At 58.3% G+C, this 25,717-nt stretch carries 22 protein-coding genes and 2 pseudogenes; 13 read left to right on the top strand and 11 right to left on the bottom strand.

The window, feature by feature from the left end; all coding sequences use genetic code 11:
- Positions 1–78: 78 nt before the first annotated feature.
- The 4 genes from AC1D2Q_RS06275 to AC1D2Q_RS06260 all read right to left on the bottom strand — a co-directional run bounded on the left by AC1D2Q_RS06275 (position 79) and on the right by AC1D2Q_RS06260 (position 6,922).
- Complete coding sequence (locus AC1D2Q_RS06275) at positions 79–1,500, bottom strand: efflux transporter outer membrane subunit (protein ID WP_477812616.1); 1,422 nt, start codon at positions 1,498–1,500, stop codon at positions 79–81.
- The gene (locus tag AC1D2Q_RS06270; RefSeq protein ID WP_477812615.1) at positions 1,497–4,688 is read right to left on the bottom strand and encodes an efflux RND transporter permease subunit; all 3,192 of its coding nucleotides are present in this window, start codon (positions 4,686–4,688) and stop codon (positions 1,497–1,499) included. The genes AC1D2Q_RS06275 and AC1D2Q_RS06270 overlap by 4 nt, the downstream gene beginning before the upstream one ends.
- A 15-nt stretch (positions 4,689–4,703) precedes the next feature.
- Positions 4,704–5,957 (bottom strand): multidrug efflux RND transporter periplasmic adaptor subunit MexE, encoded by a 1,254-nt coding sequence (gene mexE / locus AC1D2Q_RS06265; protein ID WP_477812614.1) that lies wholly within the window; start codon positions 5,955–5,957, stop codon positions 4,704–4,706.
- 359 nt (positions 5,958–6,316) lie between these two features.
- Complete coding sequence (locus AC1D2Q_RS06260) at positions 6,317–6,922, bottom strand: TetR/AcrR family transcriptional regulator (protein ID WP_477812613.1); 606 nt, start codon at positions 6,920–6,922, stop codon at positions 6,317–6,319.
- Between the two features lie 131 nt (positions 6,923–7,053).
- On the opposite strand from AC1D2Q_RS06260, the gene AC1D2Q_RS06255 reads away from it, so the two are divergent.
- From AC1D2Q_RS06255 to AC1D2Q_RS06240, 4 genes are all read left to right on the top strand, one after another.
- Positions 7,054–8,136: an alkene reductase gene (locus AC1D2Q_RS06255; protein ID WP_477812612.1), complete on the top strand. Its 1,083-nt coding sequence runs from the start codon at positions 7,054–7,056 to the stop codon at positions 8,134–8,136.
- A 51-nt stretch (positions 8,137–8,187) separates the two neighbouring features.
- Positions 8,188–8,970 carry an SDR family NAD(P)-dependent oxidoreductase gene (locus AC1D2Q_RS06250; RefSeq protein ID WP_477812611.1) on the top strand — a complete coding sequence of 261 codons (783 nt, stop codon included), beginning with the start codon at positions 8,188–8,190 and terminating at the stop codon, positions 8,968–8,970.
- A 44-nt stretch (positions 8,971–9,014) separates the two neighbouring features.
- Positions 9,015–9,875 (top strand): alpha/beta fold hydrolase, encoded by an 861-nt coding sequence (locus AC1D2Q_RS06245; RefSeq protein ID WP_477812610.1) that lies wholly within the window; start codon positions 9,015–9,017, stop codon positions 9,873–9,875.
- A gap of 129 nt (positions 9,876–10,004) precedes the next feature.
- Positions 10,005–11,006 (top strand): NADP-dependent oxidoreductase, encoded by a 1,002-nt coding sequence (locus tag AC1D2Q_RS06240; protein WP_477812609.1) that lies wholly within the window; start codon positions 10,005–10,007, stop codon positions 11,004–11,006.
- A 178-nt stretch (positions 11,007–11,184) separates the two neighbouring features.
- Here AC1D2Q_RS06240 and AC1D2Q_RS06235 read toward each other — a convergent pair whose 3' ends face one another.
- The 4 genes and pseudogenes from AC1D2Q_RS06235 to AC1D2Q_RS06220 form a co-directional block, all read right to left on the bottom strand.
- Entirely contained in the window at positions 11,185–11,889 is a 705-nt protein-coding gene (locus AC1D2Q_RS06235) for a helix-turn-helix transcriptional regulator (RefSeq protein WP_477812608.1), read from the bottom strand.
- Between the two features lie 2 nt (positions 11,890–11,891).
- Positions 11,892–12,824 carry an NAD(P)-dependent alcohol dehydrogenase gene (locus AC1D2Q_RS06230; protein ID WP_477812714.1) on the bottom strand — a complete coding sequence of 311 codons (933 nt, stop codon included), beginning with the start codon at positions 12,822–12,824 and terminating at the stop codon, positions 11,892–11,894.
- Positions 12,825–13,123: 299 nt separating this feature from the next.
- Positions 13,124–13,246 (bottom strand): annotated as a pseudogene (locus AC1D2Q_RS06225) (sterol desaturase family protein); the annotation flags it as partial.
- Between the two features lie 90 nt (positions 13,247–13,336).
- Entirely contained in the window at positions 13,337–13,711 is a 375-nt protein-coding gene (locus AC1D2Q_RS06220; RefSeq protein WP_477812607.1) for a winged helix-turn-helix transcriptional regulator, read from the bottom strand.
- A gap of 102 nt (positions 13,712–13,813) precedes the next feature.
- Here AC1D2Q_RS06220 and AC1D2Q_RS06215 point away from each other — a divergent pair, with 102 nt between their 5' ends.
- Positions 13,814–14,932, top strand: coding sequence for an NADH:flavin oxidoreductase (locus AC1D2Q_RS06215; protein ID WP_477812606.1), 1,119 nt, complete (start codon positions 13,814–13,816; stop codon positions 14,930–14,932).
- A gap of 500 nt (positions 14,933–15,432) precedes the next feature.
- On the opposite strand, the gene AC1D2Q_RS06210 is transcribed toward AC1D2Q_RS06215, so the two are convergent.
- Complete coding sequence (locus AC1D2Q_RS06210) at positions 15,433–16,014, bottom strand: helix-turn-helix domain-containing protein (protein WP_477812605.1); 582 nt, start codon at positions 16,012–16,014, stop codon at positions 15,433–15,435.
- Positions 16,015–16,168: 154 nt separating this feature from the next.
- Here AC1D2Q_RS06210 and AC1D2Q_RS06205 point away from each other — a divergent pair, with 154 nt between their 5' ends.
- From AC1D2Q_RS06205 to AC1D2Q_RS06190, 4 genes and pseudogenes are all read left to right on the top strand, one after another.
- Positions 16,169–17,062 carry a DMT family transporter gene (locus tag AC1D2Q_RS06205; RefSeq protein WP_477812713.1) on the top strand — a complete coding sequence of 298 codons (894 nt, stop codon included), beginning with the start codon at positions 16,169–16,171 and terminating at the stop codon, positions 17,060–17,062.
- 96 nt (positions 17,063–17,158) lie between these two features.
- Positions 17,159–17,380: a hypothetical protein gene (locus AC1D2Q_RS06200; RefSeq protein WP_477812604.1), complete on the top strand. Its 222-nt coding sequence runs from the start codon at positions 17,159–17,161 to the stop codon at positions 17,378–17,380.
- 28 nt (positions 17,381–17,408) lie between these two features.
- Positions 17,409–17,549, top strand: coding sequence for a hypothetical protein (locus AC1D2Q_RS06195; RefSeq protein WP_477812603.1), 141 nt, complete (start codon positions 17,409–17,411; stop codon positions 17,547–17,549).
- Between the two features lie 168 nt (positions 17,550–17,717).
- Positions 17,718–17,942: pseudogene (locus tag AC1D2Q_RS06190) on the top strand (MFS transporter); the annotation flags it as partial.
- Positions 17,943–18,051: 109 nt separating this feature from the next.
- On the opposite strand, the gene AC1D2Q_RS06185 reads toward AC1D2Q_RS06190, so the two are convergent.
- Positions 18,052–18,882 (bottom strand): oxidoreductase, encoded by an 831-nt coding sequence (locus AC1D2Q_RS06185; protein ID WP_477812602.1) that lies wholly within the window; start codon positions 18,880–18,882, stop codon positions 18,052–18,054.
- Between the two features lie 537 nt (positions 18,883–19,419).
- On the opposite strand from AC1D2Q_RS06185, the gene AC1D2Q_RS06180 reads away from it, so the two are divergent.
- From AC1D2Q_RS06180 to AC1D2Q_RS06165, 4 genes are all read left to right on the top strand, one after another.
- Positions 19,420–20,589, top strand: coding sequence for an aldo/keto reductase (locus AC1D2Q_RS06180; protein WP_477812601.1), 1,170 nt, complete (start codon positions 19,420–19,422; stop codon positions 20,587–20,589).
- Positions 20,590–20,679: 90 nt separating this feature from the next.
- Positions 20,680–21,138, top strand: coding sequence for a DUF2255 family protein (locus AC1D2Q_RS06175; RefSeq protein WP_477812600.1), 459 nt, complete (start codon positions 20,680–20,682; stop codon positions 21,136–21,138).
- 256 nt (positions 21,139–21,394) lie between these two features.
- Complete coding sequence (locus AC1D2Q_RS06170) at positions 21,395–22,363, top strand: XdhC family protein (RefSeq protein ID WP_477812599.1); 969 nt, start codon at positions 21,395–21,397, stop codon at positions 22,361–22,363.
- A 54-nt stretch (positions 22,364–22,417) separates the two neighbouring features.
- Complete coding sequence (locus tag AC1D2Q_RS06165; protein WP_477812598.1) at positions 22,418–23,296, top strand: AraC family transcriptional regulator; 879 nt, start codon at positions 22,418–22,420, stop codon at positions 23,294–23,296.
- Positions 23,297–23,464: 168 nt separating this feature from the next.
- Here AC1D2Q_RS06165 and AC1D2Q_RS06160 read toward each other — a convergent pair whose 3' ends face one another.
- The gene (locus AC1D2Q_RS06160) at positions 23,465–25,705 is read right to left on the bottom strand and encodes a xanthine dehydrogenase family protein molybdopterin-binding subunit (RefSeq protein ID WP_477812597.1); all 2,241 of its coding nucleotides are present in this window, start codon (positions 25,703–25,705) and stop codon (positions 23,465–23,467) included.
- Positions 25,706–25,717 lie beyond the last annotated feature (12 nt).

Here is a 25,717-nt window from a genome sequence, read left to right as displayed (position 1 = left end):
AAAAGCCCCGTGACCGAATGAGGCACGGGGCAAAGAATTTGGTTGGGTTGCGGCCAACCAAAGGGGCACGTTAAAGCATTACTTGCTGGCGACCGTCTCTGGCTGCCAGCCGCCGCCGAGGGCTTTGTAGATCGCGACGATGCCGCGGTACAAATCGACTTCGGCCTGGGCCTGGGTGTCTTCGGCTGCCAGACGCTCACGCTGAGCATCGAGCAGGACGAGGAAGTCCACGGTGCCTTCGCGGTAACGAATTTCGGCGAGATCAGCAGCGGCGCGGCTCGATTCGCTTTGACGAATCAGCGAAATGAGGCGCTGCTGGCGTTTGCCGTAATCGCTGAAAGCATTTTCCGACTCTTCCAATGCCAACAGTACTTTCTGTTCGTAGGTCGCCAAGGCGCCTTCGGCTTCAGCATCGGCGCCGCGCAAACGGGCGCGCACGCTGCCCAGGTCGAACGCCGCCCAAGTAATGCTCGGGCCCAGTGCCCAGGCATTGGCCGCCGACGAGCCGATCTGCGAACCGCGCCCGGCAGTCCAGCCAAGAAAACCGCTGAGGCTCACCCGAGGGAACAAATCAGCCTTGGCCACGCCGATACGCGCGGTGGCAGCCGCCAATTTGCGTTCGGCGCTGCGGATGTCCGGACGACGTTGCAGCAGTTCACCCGGATCACCGATGGGCAGGGCCTTGGCAATGGCGGGCAAGTCTTTTGGACTCAGGTCGACGGTCAGTTTGTCCGGACGTTCTCCCAGCAGGGTGGCGATGCGGTTGCGCTGACGAACCTGTTCGGCTTGCAGTTGTGGCACGCTGGCTTCGACAGACGCCAGGCGCGCATCGGCGCGAACCACGTCCAGCTGATCGCCGACACCGGCATCACGCAGGCTTTCGGTGATCTTGCGTGACTCCTGCTGGTTGTTCAGGTTGGCCAGGGCAATCTTTTCCCGCAGTTGTGCGCCACGCAATTGGCCGTAGGCGTCCACCAGTTCGGCAATCATGGTGACTTGCAGTTGGTAAAGATCGGCTTCGACCGCCTGCTGTTCAGCGTCGCTGGATTCCAGGTTGCGCTGGATGCGACCGAACAAGTCCAGTTCCCAGGCCATGTCCAGACCCAGGTCATAGCGTTCGCTGTTGACYCGTTTAGTGGTCTGGCCGGGAATCTGCCCCTTGGCCAGATCGCTGCTCGCGCGGCTGGTGATGGTCGGCATGGCGTCATTGCTGGCGTCATCGCGAATCGCCCGGGCCGCTTTCCAGCGGGCGAAGGCCACGCGCAAATCACGGTTGCCTTGCAGCGATTTAGTCACCAACTGGTTGAGGGTCGGATCGTCGAATTGCTGCCACCAGATGCCTTCGAAACGGGCGCGGTCGAAGTTCTTCTGACCGGCGCTGCCATCGGTGGCGGCCGTGATGTTGGCCGCCTCGGTGGCTGGGGTTTTGTAGTCCGGGCCGACGGCACAGGCGCTCAGCGCCAGTACCAGCAGGCTCGGCAGGAAGGCTTTCAGGCTCATTGTTGCGCCTCCAGTTGCTTTTCCAATTTCAGCGCCTTGGCCGCTTTGCGTTGCTCACCGCGCTCCACAAAGTTGCGAATCAGTACGTAGAACACCGGCGTCAGCAGCAGACCAAAGAAGGTCACCCCGAGCATCCCGGAGAACACCGCCACACCCATGGCATGACGCATTTCGGCACCGGCACCGCTGGAGAAAACCAGTGGCACAACACCCATGATGAACGCGAAGGAGGTCATCAGGATCGGCCGCAGACGCAGACGGCAGGCTTCCAGAACCGCTGCCAGCGGGCCGAGACCTTCTTCCTGTTTATCCTTGGCAAACTCGACGATCAGAATCGCGTTCTTACACGCAAGTCCCACCAGTACGATCAGGCCGATCTGGGTAAAGATGTTGTTGTCGCCGCCCGAGGCAATCACCCCGGTAATGGCCGACAGCAGGGTCATCGGTACGATCAGGATCACCGCCAGTGGCAGGCTCCAGCTTTCGTATTGAGCCGCGAGCACCAGGAACGCCAGCAGTACGCAGAGCGGGAACACGAACAGCGCAGTGTTGCCGGACAAAATCTGCTGGTAGGTCAGGTCGGTCCACTCGTAGGTCATGCCGTTCGGAAGTTCATCCTTGAGCAGTTTCTCGATGGCTTTCTCGGCCTGGCCGGAGCTGTAGCCTGGGGCTGCAGCACCGTTGATTTCAGCGGTGATGAAGCCGTTGTAGTGCATCACGCGGTCTGGCCCCGAGGTGTCGCTGACCTTGATGAAGGTCGCCAGCGGGATCATCTCGCCGCGGTTGTTACGCACTTTCAGCTGACCGATCTGGTCCGATTCGAGGCGGAACTGCTGCTCAGCCTGAACGTTGACCTGATAGGTACGACCGAAACGGTTGAAGTCGTTGGCATACAACGAACCCAGGTAGATCTGCAGGGTGTCGAAGATGTCGCTGACGGCCACGCCGTGGGTCTTGGCTTTTTCCCGGTCGATGGCGGCATCGACTTGCGGCACGTTCACTGTGTAGCTGGTGAACAGACCGGCCAGTTCCGGCACGCTGCGGCTCTTGGCGATGATGTTCATGGTTTCTTTGTACAGCTCGTCATAGCCCAGGTTGCCCCGGTCTTCGATCTGCAGGCGGAAACCGCCAATGGTCCCCAGGCCTTGTACCGGCGGTGGCGGGAAGATCGCCATGTAGGCTTCCTGAATCCCGGCGTACTGGCCGTTCAACGCACCGGCAATCGCACCGGCAGACATGCTCGGATCCTTACGCTCGTCGAAAGGCTTCAGGGTGACAAACACGATGCCGGCGTTCGGGCTGTTGGTGAAACCGTTGATCGACAGGCCGGGGAAGGCCACCGCGCTTTCCACGCCAGGCTGTTTCAGGGCCAGGTCAGACATGCGCTTGATCACGTCTTCGGTACGGTCCAGGCTCGCGGCATCCGGCAGTTGTGCGAAGGCCACCAGGTATTGCTTGTCCTGGCCGGGTACGAAACCGGTCGGGGTGTTGGAGAAACCGAAGAAGGTCAACACCATCAGGCCTGCGTACAGCAGCAGGGCGATACCGCTGCTGCGGATTACCCGGCCCACGGTGCCGACATAGCCATGGCTGGCCTTGTCAAAGAAACGGTTGAACGGACGGAACAACCAGCCACCGAAGATCTTGTCCAGGACCTTGGAGAAGCGGTCCTTCGGCGCGTCATGGCTCTTGAGCAACACGGCGGCCAGTGCTGGCGACAAGGTCAGCGAGTTGAAAGCCGAGATCACGGTCGAAATCGCAATCGTCAGGGCGAACTGTTTGTAGAATTGACCGGTCAATCCGGAAATGAACGCGGCCGGAATAAACACTGCGCACAGCACCAGCGCCGTCGCGATGATCGGACCGGTCACTTCACGCATCGCACGCTTGGTGGCTTCCACAGGGTTTAGCCCGAGCCCGATGTTTCGTTCGACGTTCTCCACCACCACAATCGCATCGTCGACCACAATACCGATGGCCAATACCAGTCCGAACAGCGACAGGGCGTTCAGCGAGAAACCGAACAGGTGCATTACGGCAAACGTACCGATCAGCGAAACCGGCACCGCCACCAACGGGATGATCGAAGCGCGCCAGGTTTGCAGGAACAGGATCACCACCAGCACAACCAGGATCAGTGCTTCGAAGAGGGTGTGTACCACCGCCTCGATGGAGCCGCGCACGAAGATCGTCGGGTCATAGACGATGCTGAAGTCCATGCCTTCCGGGAAGTTCTTCTTCAGCTCGGTCATTTTCTCCCGAACGTCGTTGGAGATCTGGATCGCGTTGGAGCCAGGACGCTGGAAGATCGGGATCGCCACCGCCGGCTGATTGTCCAGCAAGGAACGCAGGGCGTATTGACTGGAACCGAGTTCGACGCGAGCGATGTCTTTCAGGCGAGTGATTTCACCATTCTCGCCGGAACGAATGATGATGTTCTCGAACTCTTCCTCGGAAACCAGACGACCTTGCGTGTTGATCGACAGCTGGAACGCCGTGGCATTCGGCGCAGGCGGGGCGCCCAGGGCACCGGCCGCCACCTGACGGTTCTGTTCACGAATCGCCGTGACCACATCGGTGGCGGTCAGGTTGCGCGAAGCGGTCTTGTTCGGATCGAGCCACACCCGCAGCGAGTAATCGCCCATGCCGAACAGCTGCACATCACCGACACCGCCCAGACGCGCCAGCTCATCCTTGATGTTGAGCAAGGCGTAGTTGGACAGGTAGAGCATGTCGTAGCGTTTGTCCGGCGAGGTCAAGTGCACAACCATGGTCAGGTCGGGCGAAGCCTTGTCGACGGTGATACCGATGCGCGTCACTTCCTCGGGAAGCTTGGGTTCGGACCGGGTCACGCGGTTCTGCACCTGCACCTGCGCGTTGTCCAGGTCGGTGCCCAGGGCGAAGGTGATGGTCAGGGTGATTTTGCCGTCAGCGGTGGACTGCGAGGACATGTACAGCATGTTCTCGACGCCGGTGATGGCTTGCTCAAGAGGAGCGGCCACGGTTTCACCGATGACTTTAGGGTTGGCGCCGGGGAAGTTGGCACGGACCACTACGGTCGGTGGCACCACTTCCGGGTATTCGCTGATCGGCAACTGGAACAGCGAGATGGCGCCGGCGATCAGGATCAGCAGCGACAGTACCGCTGCGAAGATCGGCCGTGAAATGAAGAATTGGGAGAAATTCATCGGAGTAGTTGCCCCTTAACCGCGTGGAGTCGCAGCAGCCACTTTCACAACCGCACCCGGCGCGACCTTGGCAGGTGCGACTCGGGGCAGGTTGCTGGCTTCCAGCGCTTGTCGTTGTTGAGCGAGAGCCGCGAGGGTTTCCTTGCTGGCCATCGGAATCACCTCAGGGGTGACCGGTGAGCCAGGACGTACCCGTTGCAGGCCCTTGACGATGATGGTGTCGTCCTTGTTCAAACCGCTGCGCACGATGCGCAAACCTTCGATCTTCGGACCCAGCTCGACAGGGCGGTAAGCCGTTTTGTTGTCGGCATCCATCACCAGCACGAACTTTTTACCCAAGTCGGTACCGACCGCTTCGTCATTGATCAACACTGCGGAGTAAGTGCCGCTGCCCACCAGTTTCAGGCGTGCATACAGACCCGGGGTGTAGCTGCCATCGCTGTTGTCGAACACAGCACGACCGCGGATGGTGCCGGTCTTCGGGTTGACCTGGTTGTCGACGAAGTTCATCTGGCCCTGGTGCGGGTTGCCGTCTTCATTGGACAGGCCCATGTAAACCGGGGTGGTAGCGCCGCGTTGACCCTGGCGGGCGAGCTGGTTGTACTTGAGGAACACACGCTCGTCGGCGTCGAAGTAGGCGTAGACCTTGTCGGTGGACACTACGCTGGTCAGCGCGGTGGTGTCGGCGGTCACCAGGTTGCCGGCGGTGATTTCCGCACGGCTGACGCGGCCACTGATGGGCGCAGTTACGCGGGTGAAACTCAGGTTCAGTTTGGCCAGGTCCAGCTGGGCCTGGAGGGCGCCGACGGCGGCGCGAGCTTCCTGGGCGGCGCTGGTGCGCGAGTCGGCGAGTTCGGCGGAAATCGCGTTGCTGGTGCGCAGGCGCTCACCGCGTTGGGCTTCGCTTTCACTGCGGGTGGCCGTGGCGCGAGCTTGCGCAACCAGGGCTTCGAGGCGGCGGACCTCAGCCTGGAAGGGGCGCGGGTCGATCTGGAACAACAGATCGCCTTTCTTGACCAATGCGCCTTCGGTGAAGGTTACGTCATCGATCTGGCCGGAGACCCGTGGACGAATCTCTACCGTTTCCGGTGCTTCCAGGCGCCCGGTGAATTCGTCCCACTCGTTGACCGGTTGCTCCAGCACCTTGGCCACGCTGACTTTGGCCGCGGGCATGGTGGCGGCGGCGTCCGGGGTCTTGCCGCAGGCGCTCATCACCATCACGGCCAACAGGGCCAAGGGGAAGCGCAAATGTTTGAGTGACTGTTCCATGGATTCATCCGCCAATGTATTGAGATGGGCGGATAATGCTTGGCGGGGCGGTATCAAACGAATCGAACGAGGCAAAGGTAACTATCATTCGGAATGATATAAGCCAGAAGCAAGCCCTCTAGCATGCACCTTTCGTTAGCGGGCTATCAAATGAAATGATGACAATTGTGTGTTGCGTGGAGTGCAAGGGTCTGTCCACGATTGAAATGCGCGAGCAAAGGAGTTGAGGCCGTGCTCGAGCGCGGACGCGGCTTCAACTCCCAACCCGCTGCACGCTACCGCTCTTGAAGGCAGTGGTGACCTCCGACGAAGGTGCGTTGCCATTGCTTTGCCAATGGCTCGCAATTCAAACCGTTTTGTTAACGTGCATTGAGTTCGGGCAAGGGCGCGTCCGGCTCAGTGCCAGATGGCATCAACGACGCAAGGATGGCGTCGCGGCACGCCGAGAGAATCTCATCGGCAAGCAGCGAGTCGTCAGGGCAGGCGCGCGACAGAGCGATTGCACCGACTGCGTGAGCCATTAAAGCGAGGCGCTTGGCACGTGCCTGAGCTGAATCCGCACTGTCCGATTCGTCTTGTAACACCGCGAGCTGGGCCTCGATACCGGCAGCAAACGCGGCTCGGACTTCTTCCTCTTTACGGGCGGCATCCCCGCACAACGCGGCCATCGTGCAGCCCGTGGCGCGATTATCGCGATGCTCGCGAGAGAGATAAACCTTAACGAATTCAGACGCAGAAGCACCCGCTGTAAGCGCAGCGGATTGCGTCATGCCGCAGTTTGCCGATTCCGCCATCAGGTCGGCTTTGGAGCGGAAGTGCTTGTAGAAGCCCCCCTGAGTGAAGCCAGCCGCCGCCATCAGATCGGCAATGCCCACCCCGTCATAGCCACGCTCGCGAAAAAGCGCGGACGCGGTTTCAACGATATGCGCCCGATTGGCCTGCGCCTGTTTTTTAGTGACTTTCATCGCTCATCCAACAACGTTTATCCAGCTGTGATTGCGTCACTATACATTGATGTTGATCGACATCAAACCGTTGACATTTTAGAGTTCGGTCGTAATCATTGTCAGCATTCCAATACCTGAAGTTAAACAAAATGACCGAGAAAACGCTGTTCCAACCCTACGTCCTGGGTGACCTGACGCTCGCTAATCGCATCGTGATGGCGCCGTTGACCCGCAACCGTGCAGGCGCTGGATTGGTCCCGAGTGAACTGACCGCGACCTACTATGCCCAACGTGCTTCGGCCGGGTTGATCATCACCGAGGCTACGCAGATCTCAGCCCAGGCTCAGGGCTATCAGGACACGCCCGGTCTTTACACGCCCGAGCAAATGGCAGGCTGGCGTAAGGTCACGGATGCCGTGCATGCCAAGGGTGGACGCATTTTTGTACAGCTCTGGCATGTAGGCCGCGTTTCTCATGTTGACTTGCAACCAGGCGGCGCAGCGCCAGTCGCGCCTTCAGCGATCCGGGCGCAGACCAAGACCTTCGTCAATAACGGATTTGCCGACGTCTCCGAACCACGCGCTATCGAGCTGGGCGAACTGCCAGGCATCGTGAACGACTTTCGCCAAGCGGCGGCCAATGCGATTGCCGCAGGCTTCGACGGTGTGGAGATTCACGGGGCGAACGGCTATCTGCTGGAGCAGTTCATCAAGGATGGCGCCAATCAGCGCACTGATGCTTACGGCGGCTCGATCGAGAACCGCGCACGCCTGCTTATTGACGTTGTCAGCGCCGTGGTGAAAGAAATCGGCGCCAGTCGCACCGGAGTGCGTATCTCACCGGTCTCGCCTGCCAACGGAATTTCCTGCAGCGATCCGCAACCGCAATACGACTACATCGCCGAGCAACTCGATGTTCTGAACATAGCCTTTCTGCATGTAGTGGAAGGTGCGACCGGCGGCTCGCGCGATGTGGCCGAGTTCGACTACGACGCACTACGCCAGCGGTTCAAGCAGACGTACTTGGCCAACAACGGCTACAACCTGGAACTTGCCACGACCCGTCTCAACGCTGGCAAGGCAGACCTCTTCGCCTTCGGCCGCTCGTTCATCAGCAACCCCGATCTGGTTGAACGCTTCAAAACCGGGGCGCCGCTGGCGCAGCCCAACCCGGTCACGCTCTATGGTGGCGGCGCTGTCGGCTATACCGACTACCCGACAATCTCCGGCTGAAGCGCTTATCTGCTTAGTTCACGTCAGAACAATTTGCGAAGGAATTACCTCATGACAAAGCTTGCGACCGTATTCATCACCGGCGCCTCCTCCGGTATAGGCGCCATCTACGCCGAACGCTTCGCCCGCCGTGGCCATGACCTCGTGCTTGTCGCACGAGATATGGCACGCCTTCATGCCTTGGCCGGACGCCTGCGAGAAGACAGCGGTGTTGCTGTCGAAGTGCTCCAGGCCGATTTGACCAAGCCCGATGATCTCGCCGCGCTCGAAACGCGTCTGCGCGACGACGCTCGCATTGGAATCTTGATAAACAATGCCGGGATGGCTCAGTCCGGCGGTTTCGCCCTGCAGAGCGCTGAGTCCATTGAACGGCTTATCACGCTCAACATCACGGCCTTGACCCGCCTCGCAGCAGCGGTCGCTCCACGCTTTGCACAGTCAGGTACGGGCTCAATCGTCAATCTTGGATCAGTGGTGGGTTTCGCTCCCGAGTTCGGCATGACGATCTATGGCGCCACCAAGGCCTTCGTGCTGTTTCTGTCCCAAGGACTGAACCTGGAATTGTCGCCCAAAGGCGTATACGTCCAGGCAGTACTGCCGGCGGCAACCCGAACTGAAATCTGGGAGCGCGCAGGGATCGACCTCAACACAATCTCCGAGGTGATGGAGGTTGAAGAATTGGTAGACGCCGCATTGGTTGGGTTCGACCGCCGCGAGCTTGTCACAATCCCGCCGCTGCACGTGGCTGGCCGTTGGGATGCGCTGGATCAGGCGCGCCAAGGCTTGCTGTCCGACATTCGACAAGCCCATGCCGCCGAGCGTTATCGACCGTAAGCCTGACCCTCACCACGCGCTTGCCCGAATCCGAGGAATCACTGATGAGCAGTTCGACGCCGGTTACCCAATTGACAACCTCTTATGCCCAGGCACCCAATAACCTGGTCATCGCGGGGGAGACTGCCTTCGCGTACCGCGAGTTGGGTTTGAACAGCGGCATCCCTGTTTTTCTACTCAATCATTGGGGCGCCGTGCTGGATAACGTCGATCCGCGCATTGCCGATGGTCTTGCCCGTAAACACCGAGTCATCGCTATTGATTATCGAGGAATCGGTTTGTCCGGCGGCGTTGCACCGGTGACCGTAGATGAGATGGCCCGCGACACTCTCGCGCTGATTCGCACGATGGGTTTTGATCAGGTCGACTTGCTGGGCTTTTCGCTGGGCGGTTTCGTGGCGCAGGACCTGGCTCTGAAGGCGCCAGGTCTGGTGCGCAAACTCATTCTCGCTGGCACGGGCCCTGCGGGGGGACAAGGCATCGACCGCGTCGGTGCGTTGTCCTGGCCACTGATGCTCAAGGGTTTGTTGACGCTGCGCGATCCCAAGACTTATCTGTTCTTTACCTCCACGAAGAGTGGCCGGCAAGCTGCCAGCGCTTTTCTGAAAAGGCTGAAGGAGCGCGAATCAGACCGCGACAAAGGGCCGACTCCTCGCGCGCTATTTCGCCAACTCAACGCTATCAAGGCCTGGGGCAGGCAGGCGGCGCAAGACCTTGGCCACTTACGGATGCCTGTCCTGGTCGTCAACGGAGACAGCGACATCATGGTGCCGACTGAACTGAGTTACGACATAGCCCGCCGCATACCCCATGCGCAACTCGTGATCTATCAGGACGCAGGGCACGGCGGCGTTTTCCAGTACCACGCAGAGTTCGTACCCAAGGCTCTGGAATTTCTTGCGTAAAGATTCGTTTAGGTTCCATTGAGAAAAAACACTTTTTCCTTAGCCCCGGCAGAGCAGGGGCCTGGAGCGGATCTTGTCGAAGCTCAAGCTTCCCCCCCATACCAAACGACCCTTCGGAATCAGAGCACTATGAAAGCGCTTACTTTCAAACGCTATGGCAAATCGCCTGAAATCGGGTTTGCTCAAGTTCCTCGCCCAGAGTTGAAGCCCAACGAAATTCTGGTCGAGGTGCATGCTGCAGGAATAAACCCCATCGACAACATGATCACGACAGGAATATTCAAGCCTATCTTGAGGTTTGAATTGCCAGCCATTATGGGCAGCGATCTGGCTGGCGTCGTTGCCGAGGTCGGGAGCAGCGTAACCCGCTTCAAGATAGGTGATGCCATCTTTGCCAATGTGTTCGACCTCGGCACAGGGTCAATCGCCGAATTTGCGGTCGTACCTGAGAATGTTGCTGCGCCAAAGCCAGCCAACCTGGACTTTGTGCAAGCGGCTTCAATTCCGATGGTAGGGCTCACCTCGTGGCAAGCACTAAAGGAGCGCGCTGATCTTCAACCAGGCCAGAAAGTATTTATTCCTGCGGGATCCGGGGGCATTGGTACCTTTGCGATCCAGTTTGCTAAATACCTGGGGGCCAAGGTGGCAACCAACACCAGTACAGCCAATGTCCAGATGGTGAGCAGCCTGGGCGCAGATGAGGTGATCGATTACAAGAAGCAAGCGTTCGAGAAAGTGCTGCGCGGCTACGATTTAGTGCTCGGCACGATCAGAGGGGACGCGATCGAGAAGTCCGTCGACATCCTCAAGCCTGGCGGCAAGATCGTTTCCCTCGTTGGGCCGTTGGATAAACCGTTCGCTCGCGCTCGCCGGTTGAACGTCTTCCTCGTTTTTGTCTTCGGGTTGATGAGTCGCAAGATCGTGCGGCTGGCGAGAAAAAAAGACGTGGAGTATTCATTTCTCTTCGCTCGCCCCGAGGGTGCTCAACTCAACGAAATTGGCAAACTGCTCGAGTCTGAGCGCATCCGGCCGGTGATCGACAAGGTATTTGCGTTCGAGCAAGCGAAGGAGGCGCTTGAATATTTAGCCCAAGGCCGGGCCAAAGGCAAAGTCGTGATCAAGATCAAATAAAAAACGGTAGTCCAGTATGGCTCGTGGTGGTTCTCGGTCGCTTCATGATCGCCTCTGCTACGATTTCGACAATTTTGCCCCCATCGCTGAGGATGGATGGGGCCCCGCGTCCCGGGACTTTTTGCGAACTGTTCGTTTCCGTCACACGAAGCTCCAACCAACGTATGCTCGACTCCGTTCAGCAAGTCTCGCCGCGGCTGTTACAAGGCAGGATTTCCTGAGCTCGCCATTCCTTAATCAGCCCGCGACGATTACGAGAGTAGCGTTCGACAAGCACCTCAGCGTGTGCGACGTCATCCAGGTCTATCACCCGGAACTTGCTGTCAGCCTCGCACCATGCCGCCACGGAACGCTTGGTTTCGATAAACCCCAGCATGATCGGCCAGATAATTTGCTCATCAACAGGCGCATGAGCAATCGATAGCGTGATACGCAACTTGCATTGGTCGCGCAGTGCACGGCGGATTTCGCTTAAGTCGATCGGTGTGGAAAGAGTGGCGGGCCTACTTACGTAGAATGTCTCATCATCGAAGGCCGGACGCATTTCCAAAGGCAAGACGGCGTTAATCTTGGCCAATGCGTTTTTAACAGCGAAGGCAAACTTGTCGTCCATCTGACGACTGATCCATTGGGCGCCGGCTACAAGCGCTTGTATTTCTTCTTCTGTAAATGAGAGAGGGGGAAGAAGAAATCCAGGCTTGAGAACGTAGCCCAAACCAGGCTCACCCTCGATGTCGGCCCCCATACCCTGCAGTGTCAGTACATCGCGACGTATGGTGCGAAGTGACACCCCCAACTCCTGCGCGAGTGTCCGTCCCGATACCGTTCTGCGATGTCGGCGGAGAACTTGCATCAGTTCAAACAATCGGTCACTTCTGGACATTCCTACTCCATTTCGATGACGCCTTTACCGCCGAGTTTTCGACCTTTTTCGAGTTCCCCGATCAGTTGAATAGCGTCGCTTAGGGAAACAGTTTTTCCTATCGGGATCCTGAAGCTTCCCTCACTGGCAGCTTTGGCAAGCCTATCCAGAATTTCAGCGCGCGGCGATCCGATGATTGGTTTGAGTCTGCGATCAAAAATAGCTCGAATAAACTTGCCAGGGCCTGGGTTCAGATCCAGAAACACGCCTCCCACTCGCAACATCCCAATGCCTGTCGAAACCGGTAGCGTCGCCGCAGTGTCGTAAACCAAATCGAATCGTGTGGCGATACTCGATACCTGCGTGTTCCGATAATCATAGACGGTCTGCACCCCCAGCGACTTTGCTCGCTGGATGTCCTTGGCGCTGCAACTGCCCGAGACGACAGCGCCATGTATCAGCGCTATTTGTACGGCTGCTTCGCCGACGGCACCGGCACAACCGTTTACAAAAACGTGCTGGCCGGCTTGCAGCTTCGCTTTGTCGATTAGTCCGTTCCAAGCGGTTATACCGGGCGTGCCCAGACACGCGGAATCCTCGAATGAAACATCATCGGGCTTATGCGCTAGAAATGCTTCTTTTGTGATGACGGCTTCGCCAAACGCGCCGCTTTCTTTGAATCGGGCCAGACCGAAAACCGCATCGCCCACCTTCAGCCGCTTGACGCCTGGGCCGACCGATAAAACTGTGCCGGAAAAATCCATACCCATTGCGCGAGGTAATGTCCTCCCGGTGACGATCTTCATCTGTCCACTGCGCAGCTTCCAGTCAATCGGATTGATTGCAGCAAACTTGACCCTTACCGCCACCTCACCTTCACTTGGGGGGAGCAGGTCAAAGTCATCGACCCGCATGACCTCCGGCCCGCCGTACCTGTTGTACTGAATGCGTTTCATCATGCGTCTCCAAACTCCAACTAACGATTGAGGTAGTCACGGAGACGACTCTATAGCGCTATGTGGACAGTTTTTGTCACCATTCGGTCGCTGTACACCAGTTGCTCAGGCAGATACATCCGGCAATTCTTGTAACTCGACGCACGTAACTCGGCGATTGGGTACGCGCCTCCAAGCCCTGCCGAAACGCTGGAGTCGCACAGTTTCAGGTCCATCATTCGTTGGCGGCAGATACCGGGCGACTTTGGCCGATTGACTGTCTGATCGATTGGAGCCCGAGAGTGCAACGATGTGGCTGTTCATAGGGGCACCTTCTGCGGTGCGCTGACCTTGGGGGCGACACGGTGTGAGCGCACGACGGGCCAGAACAACTCTTCTTTCCAGCTGATCGGTGACAAGTGTTCGATTCCGTAGGCGGGTGGGAGTGAAACCTGGTGGATGACCTCGCCCGTGGAAGGGAAGAGACAGGTAAATGATCCAGTGGCGGCGAGTCGATAAAAAGAATCACACCGTCAGTTTACCTCCGCGGCCTCGTCAAATTTCAACCGGGCCGCTTCAACTTCAGGCAATTTGTCGAGCGTCCATTTATGCAATTCGCGAAATGGCTGCTGCAGTGTTCGACCAAGTGGGGTGATCTCATACTGCACTGCCACGGGCGAGAACGAGATGATCTGGCGCGAGACGAGACCATTTCGTTCCAGCCGCCGCAGGCATTGTGTCAGTGCCTTCTGAGTTACGCCCTCCAGGCGACGTCTGATGGCATTAAAACGATGCGGCCCGTCATCAAGCACCGCCAGAACCATCATTGACCACTTATCTGCGATTTGGTCGAACAGCRCCCGGCTTGGGCACTCTGACGAAAAACATTGCGGCTTTAATTCCAGCATCGAAGTTTCCTCATGTATACCTAGGCGACTCTAGGTGCCCAATTGACATTTGGTTTACAAAATATACTTATATGGCTTCCAAAAGCAAATGGAGTCCATCCAATGTCAAACCCTGATACCAGCATTTTATTTCGTTCTTTTTCCATCCGGTCGCTTGAACTGAAAAACCGGATTGTCATGGCGCCGATGACGAGGCAATTTTCGCCGCAGGGCATTCCCGGAGAAGGGAGCACTGCTTACTACCGGCGACGGGCAGAGGGTCAGGTCGGGTTGATCTTGTCGGAAGGTACCGTCGTTGATCGTCCCGCTTCACGTAATGGTTCCAGCATTCCTTTTTTCCACGGTGAGGCAGCGTTAGCCGGATGGAAGAACGTGATCGATTCTGTTCACAATGCGGGTGGCCGGATGGGGCCGCAACTCTGGCACACCGGTGCAGTGCGTGACGTCAGCGGCTGGGAGCCTGATGCGCCAGTTGAAAGCCCATCTGGCCTTGACTCGCCAAACGACCCTCGCGGTGTGGCGATGAGCGAAGAGGATATTGCAGACACAGTTGCTGCTTTCGCCAAGGCAGCGGCGGATGCGAAACGATTGGGTTTCGACACCGTTGAGATCCATGGGGCTCATGGCTATTTGATCGATCAGTTCTTCTGGGCCGGCACCAATCAGCGCACCGATCGTTATGGCGGACCGACGATCAAAGAGCGCTCCCGTTTTGCCGCTGAGATCGTGTCTGCAGTTCGTCATGCGGTCGGGTCCGAATTCCCTATCATCATGCGCGTTAGCCAGTGGAAGCAGCAGGACTTTGGCGTGCGCCTCGCCGAGACCCCTGCATTAATGGAAGACTGGCTGCTGCCGTTGGTTGAGGCTGGTGTTGATGTTCTGCATTGCTCGCAGCGACGCTTCTGGGAACCTGAGTTTCCCGAAATTGACGGGGAGAACGGACTGAACTGCGCGGGCTGGGCGAAGAAAGTCACTGGAGCCACAACCATTAGCGTCGGTTCGGTCGGGCTGGATAATGATGTTACTCACGCCTTCGCCGGAAAGGGATCAATCCCTGCGAGCCTGGATCGGCTCATTGAACGCATGGAGCGCGAAGAGTTTGATCTGATCGCCGTAGGGCGTGTTCTGCTGAGTGACAAGGATTGGGCCGCCAAAGTGGAAAAAGGCGACTACGCAGATCTGAAGGGATTCAATCCGGCATCTTTAGCCGAATTGGCTTGAACCTTACTGCGGAGTGGAGAGTGTGAGGCCACAAAGGTTTTAGTCTGAAGGAATCAGAGCTCTAGCCTCGGATTTTGCGAGGTCGAGATCGTAATCCGTTGTTGAGTGCGCCATGACTGTTTCAATTGAGCAAACATGTCAAGGCCACTCAACATCCGCGCAAACAGGATTGCGTTGCAGTGTGGCCCAGGCATTTACGCGCAGGCTACACAGTGTCGCCAGGTAATGTAGTTAGATTTTTCATGGCGCGGGAATCCACCGATTGAGCAGCAAGGCTGCGGCGAAGCGCGATAAAAAAACTGATGATACCCCCCCCACTTTTACCCCAAGTCGCTCGCGATACACGAGCGAACGAAAATGGCGAGTGCTGGCAGAATTCCATTAGGGTTCTAATGGTTACTGTTTAACTCCACATTGGAGTCAGGGGCATCGTGAGTCGCTGTCAGGGCGTCCAGAAAATTCAGGGCGATTCAACATTTGGCGTGTCCATGGCACCTACCTCAGGAATGCTCTATCACCATCACCGCAGTAGTGTCCGCCTCGAGTGCTTCGAACACGTGAGGCACATTCGCCAGGTAGCTGATGTAGTCGCCAGCGTTCAGCAACACAGGTCCGCTCGCCGGGCCAATATGGGCGCTGCCGCTGCACAACACCACGTGCTCTACGGTTCCCGGTGGGTGAGGCTGAGACAGCCGAACTTCGCCGGGCTGCACTTTGAGCCGGTAGATATCACGTTGTACTCCCGCCGGGCAATCGGCAAGCAGTGTCGCTGCATAATTGGCAGTCTCGGCATAGGTCGTCATACCCTCGTTGCCGCGAATCACCCGCAGGGTCTGCTGGGGTTGCTCGAAGAACCGGGTGACTTGCAAGCCCATTGCCATCGCCAGCGACCACAAGGTTTCGATGCTGGGGTTACCGATTCCAGACTCCAATTGAGACAAGGTCGACTTCGCCACCCCGGCGCGCTTCGCCAACTCGGTCAAGGAAAGCCCGGCGGCCAAGCGTTCGCGTTTGATTGAAAGCGCCAGCAGATCGATTCGGCTCGGATTATTTTTCAGTAGGGAGTTCGTTATATCGGTCATTTGTTTTATAAATCATCCTTAAATGGGTTGACGCTCTTGGGTGCCTTGTTCATTATAGTGGTCACTAGTTCATTATAAAGTTCGATTTTGCCGAACCAACCCGCGAACGGCGGCTTAGGTTACGGCAATGTCGACGGCAAGGAAGCAGTGAGTGATGAAGTCGCAAACCCGTGGGACGCTCGAAATGATTTCGGCCATGGTGATCTCCGGCACGGTGGGCTGGTTCGTCATCATGTCGGGGCAGAGCCCGGAGGCCGTGGTGTTCTGGCGTTGCTTGTTCGGCGCCATGGCGATGCTGGTCGCGTGCCTGGTGCTCGGGGTGCTGGGCCGCTCCCGGATCAACGCCCGGCAGTTCATTCTGGTGTGCCTGGGCGGGGTGGCGCTGATCCTCAACTGGGTGCTGCTGTTCAGTGCCTACAAACATTCCTCTATCGCCATTGCCACGGTGGTCTACCACGTTCAGCCGTTCATGCTGGTCGGTCTGGGTGTGCTGTTTTTCGCTGAGCGCCTCAGCGCCGCCAAGGTTGGCTGGCTGCTGTTGGCCTTCGCCGGGCTGATGCTGATCGTGTCCGCCAAGGGCAGCGGGCAGGCCACCGGCGCCGACTACTTGCTCGGCGTCTGCCTGGCCCTGGCTTCGGCCTTTTTCTACGCCGTGGCGGCGGCGATCACCAAGCGCCTCAAGGACCTGCCCGCGCACCTGATCGTGCTGATCCAGATGGTGGTAGGCGTGCTGGTCCTGGCACCGTTCGTGGATTTCAGCAGGGTCGATACGGTCGAGGGCGCCTGGACATACCTGATCATTATCGGCGTGGTCCATACCGGGCTCATGTCGACCCTGCTGTACAGCGCCATCCAGAAAATCCCCACGGCGCTGGTCGGCGCACTGTCGTTCATCTATCCGATCGTCGCCATCCTGGTCGACTGGGTTGCCTTCGCCCACCCGCTCGGCGCCCTGCAAGTGATTGGTGCGAGCGCGATCCTGCTGGCGGCGGCGGGCATGAATTTTGGTTGGTCGCTGGGCCGTGCCCCGCGTCAGGAAGTGACCTAAGGCCGGGCGCGACACCACACGCCATCTGAACCATCGTTAAATCAAGGGAGTTGATCGTGACTGTGATCTTGTGTGGCCTGGACGACATTGCCACCTATGACATCGCCTCTGCCTGCAGCGGCTACGTGTACGGGCTGGCCACCGCTTCCCGGGCTGATTGCCGCGGATATCGCCGACAGTGTCCTGCTGATCGGAGCGGAAGCCTTTACCACCTTCGTCAACCCGCAAGACCGTGCCACTCGGCCGATCTTCGGTGACGGTGCCGGCGCTGCTACGGCCCGTCGCACCATGGACGGTACGGATAATCGCCATGCTTGACCGCCGTGGATAGCCAGGATTGACCTGGGTGGCGTTCCAACTCAGCTACCTGTGGCTGTGGCTGGTGTGGCAGGTGCTGTCATATGACCTTGAAGGTTGGCGTACCCTGCTGGTCGCCACCCATTTGGCTCAGCAGCAGTGCCTGCGGCTCTTTTGTGGGCCGTTGTGAACGACCGGTCGCCAGCGATCAGGCGCTGCGCCGGTTTGATTCAAAGGCTCTCAGGGGCCCCAAAGAACATTTTGACTGGGCTCTAGGGCGGTGGTTTCAGGTTGTAAAAAACTAGTGATACCCCCATTTTTGCCCCCAATGAAACGGAAGGCCTGCGCGGCCCCGGGAAAAAGCTCGGCCCAGGGCCTGATTACCCTGGCCACCTACGGCGTTGGCATGCTGATCGGTTTCTGGGTCGCGGGCCATGTCTGCGACTACTACGCCACCCCTGCGGGTTATCAGTGGCAGAGCATCTGGTTGTTTCCGGCTTTCTTTTCCCTGGGCGTGGTGCTGGTGTTCATGTTTGCCTTTCGCGATGCGTCACGGTCAGAGTTGGCACCTGCCAAGGCTTGAGCGGCTGCGACTTGATAGCAACCCATCAGGAAATGGCGATGCGCGGGGCGGGCAAAAACTGGATGGCGAACCGAATGCCTTTCAGAGCCCCGCGTTGGACATTGCGATATCAGTCGTGAGCAAGTGACACCGAGAGATCACGCCACGCCGCCAGTTCCTCATGACGCTTCTGAAGTTCGTCTTCAAAATAGCCGATAGCGTCGCTGCCAGCGGTGAAGCGCAGTGGAGGCTTTTCCGTGTTGGCCAGGACAATCAGGGCCTGCGCCAGCTTCTTAGGATCATTGGCTTGCTTGCCATGTACCGCCAGGACCGCTTCACGCGAGCTGGCTGGATTCTTTGCGTAATCGTCAATGACCTGCTTCGCGAATCGTACCGAGTTCGTGCTGAGGAACTCGGTTCTGAAATACCCGGGCTCGACAACAGTCACGTGTAAACCCAAGGGTGCAACCTCAAGTGCCAGGCATTCAGTGATGCCCTCGACCGCATATTTAGTCGCACAATAGGCCGAGGCCCCCACACCACCGTGATAGCCAGCCACCGAGGAAATGTTGATCACGTGGCCTCGTCCCTGTGTGCGAAGCACGGGTAATGCCGCCCGGGTCACGTTGAGCAGTCCGAACACGTTCGTGTCGAACTGCTCACGAACCTCGACGTCGGAGAGTTCCTCCAGGGCACCCAGTACGGCGTAGCCCGCGTTATTGACAATAACGTCGACCCTGCCGAAACGTTCAACGGCAGTCCTGATCGCTGCCGCCGCCTGTCTTTCATCCGTCACATCCAGCGCGACTGCAAGCAATTTATCGTGGTGACCTACAGCCTGAATCACGGCGTGCGCATCTCTGCCTGTAGCCACGACCTTATCGCCTGCCGCAAGCGCTGCTTTAGCGATTTCGGTGCCCAGGCCGCGTGTTGTACCTGTGATAAACCATACTTTGCTCATCGGTGGTGCCTCTTTGAACGTGAGGTAGGGCGCAGCGCTCCGGCAATGAGCAGGACACCGTGCGATGTTCCTCATGTCTAACGGCCGAGGACAGTCGGACGTGCGTCTGCTTGCCTCCGGTATGAGGCCTCATTCTCTCTCTATGGTTGTCTGAGGGGTTGCAGACTTCGTTTGAAATACTGCCTAAAGCAACGAATTTAAACGGCTGGTCGACGCACGCCATCGTTGCCGAGGTGGGCCTCAGGCATCCTGTCGCTCGATGATGGTCTTGCCAACTGCGCGGCCGGCAGCTGTAGAGTCATGCTGCTCGTCAATCAGCGGCTTGATCACGCTACGGACTCCCCTCTGTAAACGATCGCGCGGTCCGCTGACTGTCTGAAATGCTCAGAAGAATCCTTGGAATAGGCAGTGATGCCGACAAAACGGGCAAATGATCCCGGCAGGTGCGCCGCATACTGAAACCAGGATTCACCCGGGGTATCGACGGGTTTAACCACCGTCTATCCCATGGCAGCAATTTACAGATAGGACCCGATCATGCAGCAGGATAATAGAGGCACATCAGAAAACGCATTCCAGGATCATCCAGGCTTCAGTCGCCGTACCGTTTTGATTGGCGGGGCGGTCGTTGGGGCCGGTTTGAGTGTTGCACCGCTGTCCTGGGCAGCCTCACCGGATAGCGCAAAAGGCGCTGGCGGCTCAGTGAGCGGAGTGCGAGTCACAAATAAGCGCAAGCTTGGTTCGCTGGAAGTCTCGGAACTCGGTGTCGGGTGCATGAACATCAGCGCCAATTATGGGGCGCCTGCAGACAAAGAGCAGGGCATCAAGGTCATCCGCACGGCCCATGAACAGGGCGTCACTTTTTTTGATACGGCCGAAGTGTATGGGCCGTACACCAATGAAGAATTGGTAGGTGAGGCGCTTTCCCCGTTTCGCAACGAGGTTGTCGTCGCGTCAAAATTCGGTTTCGACATGGATGCCGGCGGCGCACTCAATAGCCGCCCGGAACATATCAGGAAGGTGCTTGAGGGCTCGCTGAAGCGGCTGCGCACCGACCGTATCGATCTTTACTATCAACACCGAGTCGATCCAAACGTACCGATCGAGGATGTTGCGGGTACGGTCCAGGACCTTATAAAAGAGGGCAAGGTGTTGCACTTCGGTCTCTCGGAGGCAAGTGCAAGCACCATTCGCCGAGCGCATGCCGTTCAGCGTGTGACTGCGGTCCAAACCGAATACTCCGTCATGGAGAGAAGCGTCGAGCACAACGGAGTCCTTGATACCTGTGAACAACTGGGTATCGGTTTCGTGTGCTGGGGCCCGCTGGGCATGGGCTTTTTACCCGGCACACTGAATGGCAGTACACGGTTCGACGCCAACACCGATTTACGTTCCGGGTTTGAACGATTCACGCCTGAGAACCTGTCAGCAAACGAGCCGATCATTGCTTTGCTCAGGAAGTTCGCACAGGAAAAGCATGCCACTCCTGCCCAGATATCGCTGGCGTGGTTGCTCGCGCAGAAGCCCTGGATCGTCCCGATTCCAGGCACGCGCAAGCTCGATCACCTTCAAGAGAACCTGGCATCCGTCAAGGTGAAGCTGACGTCCGCCGAACTGGTGGAAATGAATACAGCTCTGGCAAAGCTAAAAGTGCACGGTGGTCGAATGAGCCCAATGCATATGCGTGCCGTCGACGTCACCCAGTGATCGTCAGAATGTGACGCCGCTGAAGGCATCATGATTCTGAAGGCGTCGAGCTTCAAATGGGCAGCAGCAATATTAGTGGCAACAGTGTCCGTGTCTGCGCCGCTTTGGGCCGCGAGTAAGGATGTGGGCGCACAGGCTCAGCGTACCTCGGAGCCCCCGGTCAGCACAGGCACGTGGTCAGCCCAGGACCTGCAGCGCATCATCAAGGCCGACGACCTCAAGGTTTCGCCGTTTCGTGAGGACGGCGTGACCTACGGTACCCCGACCTGGGTATGGTGTGTTGAAGTGGACGGCGCGCTGTATGTACGTGCCTACAGTGGAACCGCCTCACGCTGGTACCAGGCCGCCGTCCGCGAAAAGGCAGGACAGATTATCGCCGCGGGTATGACGCGCAAGGTCAACTTCGAAGTCGTCACCGGTGAAGTTAATCGACGTATCGATGACGCCTACCGTGCCAAGTACAGCGCCAGCCCTTATCTGGAACCCATGATCGGTGAACGGGCACGTGCCGCTACCGTGAGGATCACGCCTTTGGCTGGCGGTGCCTGATACTGACGGGCAGGGCATTTGCGGGTGGTTATTCGTGCACATCACCGAATGCGGCAATGCCCTTCATCAGTTTGAGCAGTTGAAATCGCTGAAACATAGGGTTACAAGCGCGCTACCTCCAAGTCTTTAATCAAAATAGGCAATATTGTCGTTTGATCAGGCAATTATCGCCAGATTCGAAGACCCATACTGAGGTCGATCTTCCGTCCGCCTAAAAGGCGTTGGTCCTCGTTGAAGTATCGGTTTGAGACCCACCATGCAAAATCTTGACGTGCAGGTCATTCAGCAAGCCCTCAAGTGGATCGAGCAAGGCCATCAAGTGTGGTTGTGTACGGTCCTGGCAACCTTTGGCTCTGCGCCGCGTGGCCCTGGGTCTATGTTGGTTTCGTTATCGTCCGGTGCGTTCTGTGGCTCGCTGTCGGGTGGATGCGTGGAAGACGACTTTCTGCAACGGCTTGGTCGACGTGAGTTTGACGACTTCAACCAGATTGTTCGTTATGGCGAGAGTGGACTGCCACCGTCGCGGGCGTTGCCTTGCGGCGGGGTTCTGGATGTCCTGGTAGAAAAATTCGAACCCGATTGCGCTGCGCAGGAGCACTTCGCGGTGTTGCTGCGCGCGCTGCGGGGGCAGCATCTGTTGGTTCGCCATATCGCCCTTGGAACGTGCCGTCGAGACATTGAGGTGGGAGTGAGTGTCGACGCCACTGTCGCTGTAGACGCTGATCACGTGCGCATTCGCGTGGGGGCGGCCCGGCGCTTGCTGGTCGCAGGCCTATCACCGGTGGCCGAGTTCTGTGCCAGTTTTGCATGCTCCCTGGGCTATGAAGTGATCGTGTGTGACCCGCGCGAAGAACTGACTTCAACGTTTGCCATGCCACAAGTAAAGTTAATGAAGGTGATGCCCGCCAGCTATATTTCCCAAGGCGGATGCCATGCAGCGACGGCTATTGTCGCCTTGACTCATGATCCTCGACTTGACGACCTGACCTTGCTCGAAGCCGTCAGGACACCCGCATTTTATATCGGCGCCATGGGCTCCCGGCGCACCAGTGAAAAGCGCTTGGAAAGGGTCAGACGAATCGGCGGGCTGGACGACGATGCGCTTGATCGCATCCATGCGCCGATCGGACTCAAACTGGGAAGCAAGACCCCGGCAGAGATCGCACTTGCGGTCATGGCCGACATTGTTCGGGTGAGTAACGGCGTGAGCCGTGCCCATCTCTAAGTCTGGTTTTTTGGGGAGTTGAATGTGAATACCGATGTGTCAAACGACCAAGTCATGACTGACATCGCGCGTCTCGCCAGATCGGTTAGCCAACTGGTACCGGGCGATGGTGACCGCATTACCGACATTCCCGGTCTGAGCCTGCATCGGCGTAAAGCCGTTACGGCGCCCATGCACTGTATCTACGGCCTGGGAATTGGCGTGACCTTGCAAGGCGGCAAGCAGGTGATCGTCGGCAGTGAAGTACTCCCCTATACGCCCGGCGAGTCGATGGTGACCAGTGTCGATCTCCCGGTCACTTCCCATGTCACTCAAGCCAGCGTGCTCAAGCCATTCCTCGGCATGATGCTGGCACTCGACAGCACCACCGTGACGCAGGTCGCCGAGCGCATGCGGTTATCGCAGCGTATGCGAGATGACACGTTTCGTCCCGTGACCGTACAGCCTTTGGATGCCGGGGTGCTGGATGCGCTGAGGCGCCTAGTGGACCTGCTCAAAGAGCCACACTGGATTGACACCCTTGCTCCGCTGATCAAGGAAGAGATCATTGCCCGACTGCTAAATGGAACCCATGGCCCGCAGTTACTGCATGTGATTGCCGCTGGCTCACCCAGCCAGCAAATTGCCAAGACGTTAGCCTGGCTCAAAGTGAATTTCCGCCAGACGTTGCGCATGGATGACCTGGCGAAACAAGCGCATATGAGTCCTTCCACGTTTCGCCAACACTTTCGGGCCGTGACCGGCATGAGCCCGCTGCAGTATCAGAAGCAGTTACGGCTACAAGCGGCTCGACAGTTGATGCTCAGCCAGAATATCGATGCAAGCAGTGCGGGCGGGCTGGTGGGGTATGAAAGTTCATCGCAGTTCAGCCGCGAATACAGTCGTCTGTTCGGAGAGCCACCTCAGCGCGATATCAAGCGGATTCGTATGTGACGGAATCGGTGACGTGTGAGACGAGCCGGTTACCAGGACGTTTGCATCGTCCCGTTCGGCTCGCACGCACGCATCCACGGGCAGGCGCATAATCTCCCTCATTTCTCCCGGCCAACGCCCCCACCTCGAACCGCTGTATGGCGTTGACGGGGGGCTGGCATCCTCGATTTATCCCAGCTTGAAAGGCAGCTCGCGTATTGGCTTACCCGTCAAACTGGCTATGGCGTTTGCAAAAGCGGGGGCCAGTGCCGGCAAGCCAGGCTCGCCCATACCTGTGGGAGGCTCTGCGCTTGGTACTACATGAACCGCAAACTCGGGCATGTCGGTGATGCGCGGAACGCTGAAGTCTGCAAAGTTGCTTTGTTGCACAACGCCGTCTTTCAGGGTGATTGCACCGCCCGGTAGGCACATCGACAACCCCATAAGCGCAGCGCCTTGCACCTGGGCTTCAACGCGGCGTGGGTTCACGACCAAGTTGCAGTGGACGCCGGCAGTCACGTGGTGCAGCACCGGACGGCCGTCCTGCACCGAAGCTTCGACGACGTAAGCTACTACCGAACTGAACGATTCGTGTACCGCCACGCCCCAGGCACGGCCGGCAGGCAACTGGCGCTTGCCATATTCGCTTTTGTCCACGGCCAGTTGCAGTGCGGCGCGATGGCGCGGACTTTGGTCGGCAAACAGCTTCATCCTGTAAGCTACTGGATCCTGCCTGGTTGTTCGGGCGATCTCGTCAATCAGCGTCTCCATCACGAAGGCCGTATGGGTGGACCCCACGCTGCGCCACCACAACACAGGTACGTTCAGTTCCGGGTGATGAACCGTCAGGCGCATTGGCAGCGGATAAGGGTCGCGCATCCCCTCTGTCGCGGTGGGATCGATACCGTTCTTCACTTGCCCGCCGAACACGGTACCAACGAGGATGGATTGCCCGATCAGGGCGTGATCCCAGGCCAACACCTTACCGCTGTCGTCAAAACCGATGCGTGCCTGGTGCAGGTACACGGGGCGGTAGTAGCCACCTTTGATGTCGTCTTCACGGCTCCAGAGGGTGCGGATAGGAACGGTCAGTCCGACGACACGCGCAGCCTTGGCCACCTCGCAAGCCAGCACAATGAAATCACTGCTCGGCACGCCGCGCCGGCCAAAGCCACCGCCAGCCGTTTGCACGTTGATCTGTATTTGTTCTGGCTTAAGATTCAGCACCTTTGCGGCAGCTGTACTGTCGCCGCCAGGGAACTGAGTGCCGACCCATAGCTGTGCGCGCCCCTCAGAAATCTGGACGGTGCAGTTCAACGGCTCCATGGGGGCGTGGGCGAGGTAGGGGAATACGAATTCTGCCTCCAATTGATGCGGCGCCGAAGCAAGCGGCGTCATGTCGGCATCAAATTGGCGTGGGCCGGGCTGGCGAACCAGTTCCCGGTACTGAGCCAATTGTTTTTCGCTGTCCACTTTTTCTACGGTGGTCGAGTTCCATTCCACTTTCAGTACATCACGAGCCAGCTTTGCCTGCCAGTAACCGTCCGCAACCACCGCAACACCTTCGGCGCCGCCGTCCAGCGGCACGCGCAATACCGCTTTTACGCCTTTAATGGCACGGGCTGCGCTGTCATCCAGCGCGGAAATTTTGCTACCAAACACCGGTGGCCGCGCGACAACAGCGGTGAGCTGTCCGGCCAAGTGCATGTCAATGCCGAAATCCTGCTGCCCACTGCTCTTGGCCTTGGCATCGATGCGCGTAGTGGCTTGGCCAATGATTCGGAAGTCTTTGGGATCCTTGAGCGTGACCTTTTCGGGCACGGGCAACGCCATCGCAGCCTCTGCCAGTTCCCCGTAACTCGCTTTAAGGCCTGCCGGGCCAAGCACCATGCCCGCTTGAGTGCTAAGGCGCGTGACCTCCACGTTCCAGCGTGCGGCCGCTGCCGCGAGCAGCATGGCCCGAGCGCGCGCACCCAGTTCGCGGTACTGGGTGTAGCTGTTTTTGATCGAATTGGAGCCGCCGGTGAGGTGCATGCCGAAGACCGGGTCCTGGTAGGCCGTGTTGTTATTGCCGTTGCGGCTACGCACGAGACTCCAGTCGGCATCGAGTTCCTCAGCGAGAATCATCGGCAGTCCGGTCTGAACGCCCTGACCGAACTCCAGCCGGTTGATCGTTACAGTGACCTGTCCGCTGGAGTCGATCTGCACGAATGCAGAGGGCTGCTGACTCGGTTTGAGCGGCGCAACGTCCCCGCCGGTAGCCTCCTGCGCCAGCGCCAGGTGAGGAAATGCACCCAGAGCCAGCCCGCCAATGCCGACGATCTTGAGGAAGCTGCGGCGTGGGAGTGTGAAGGCACCGTCGGCTTGGTCGCGTTCGAGTAGGTGTTGCAGGGAACGCGGAAGCTCTTGGGAAAAAATGTCGTTCAGCATGGTGAGCTCCGG

The sequence above is a fragment of the Pseudomonas sp. P1_A1 genome (assembly GCF_056406935.1).
The sequence above is the reverse complement of the archived record's forward strand: the minus strand, read 5'-3'. Positions and strand labels throughout refer to the sequence as shown.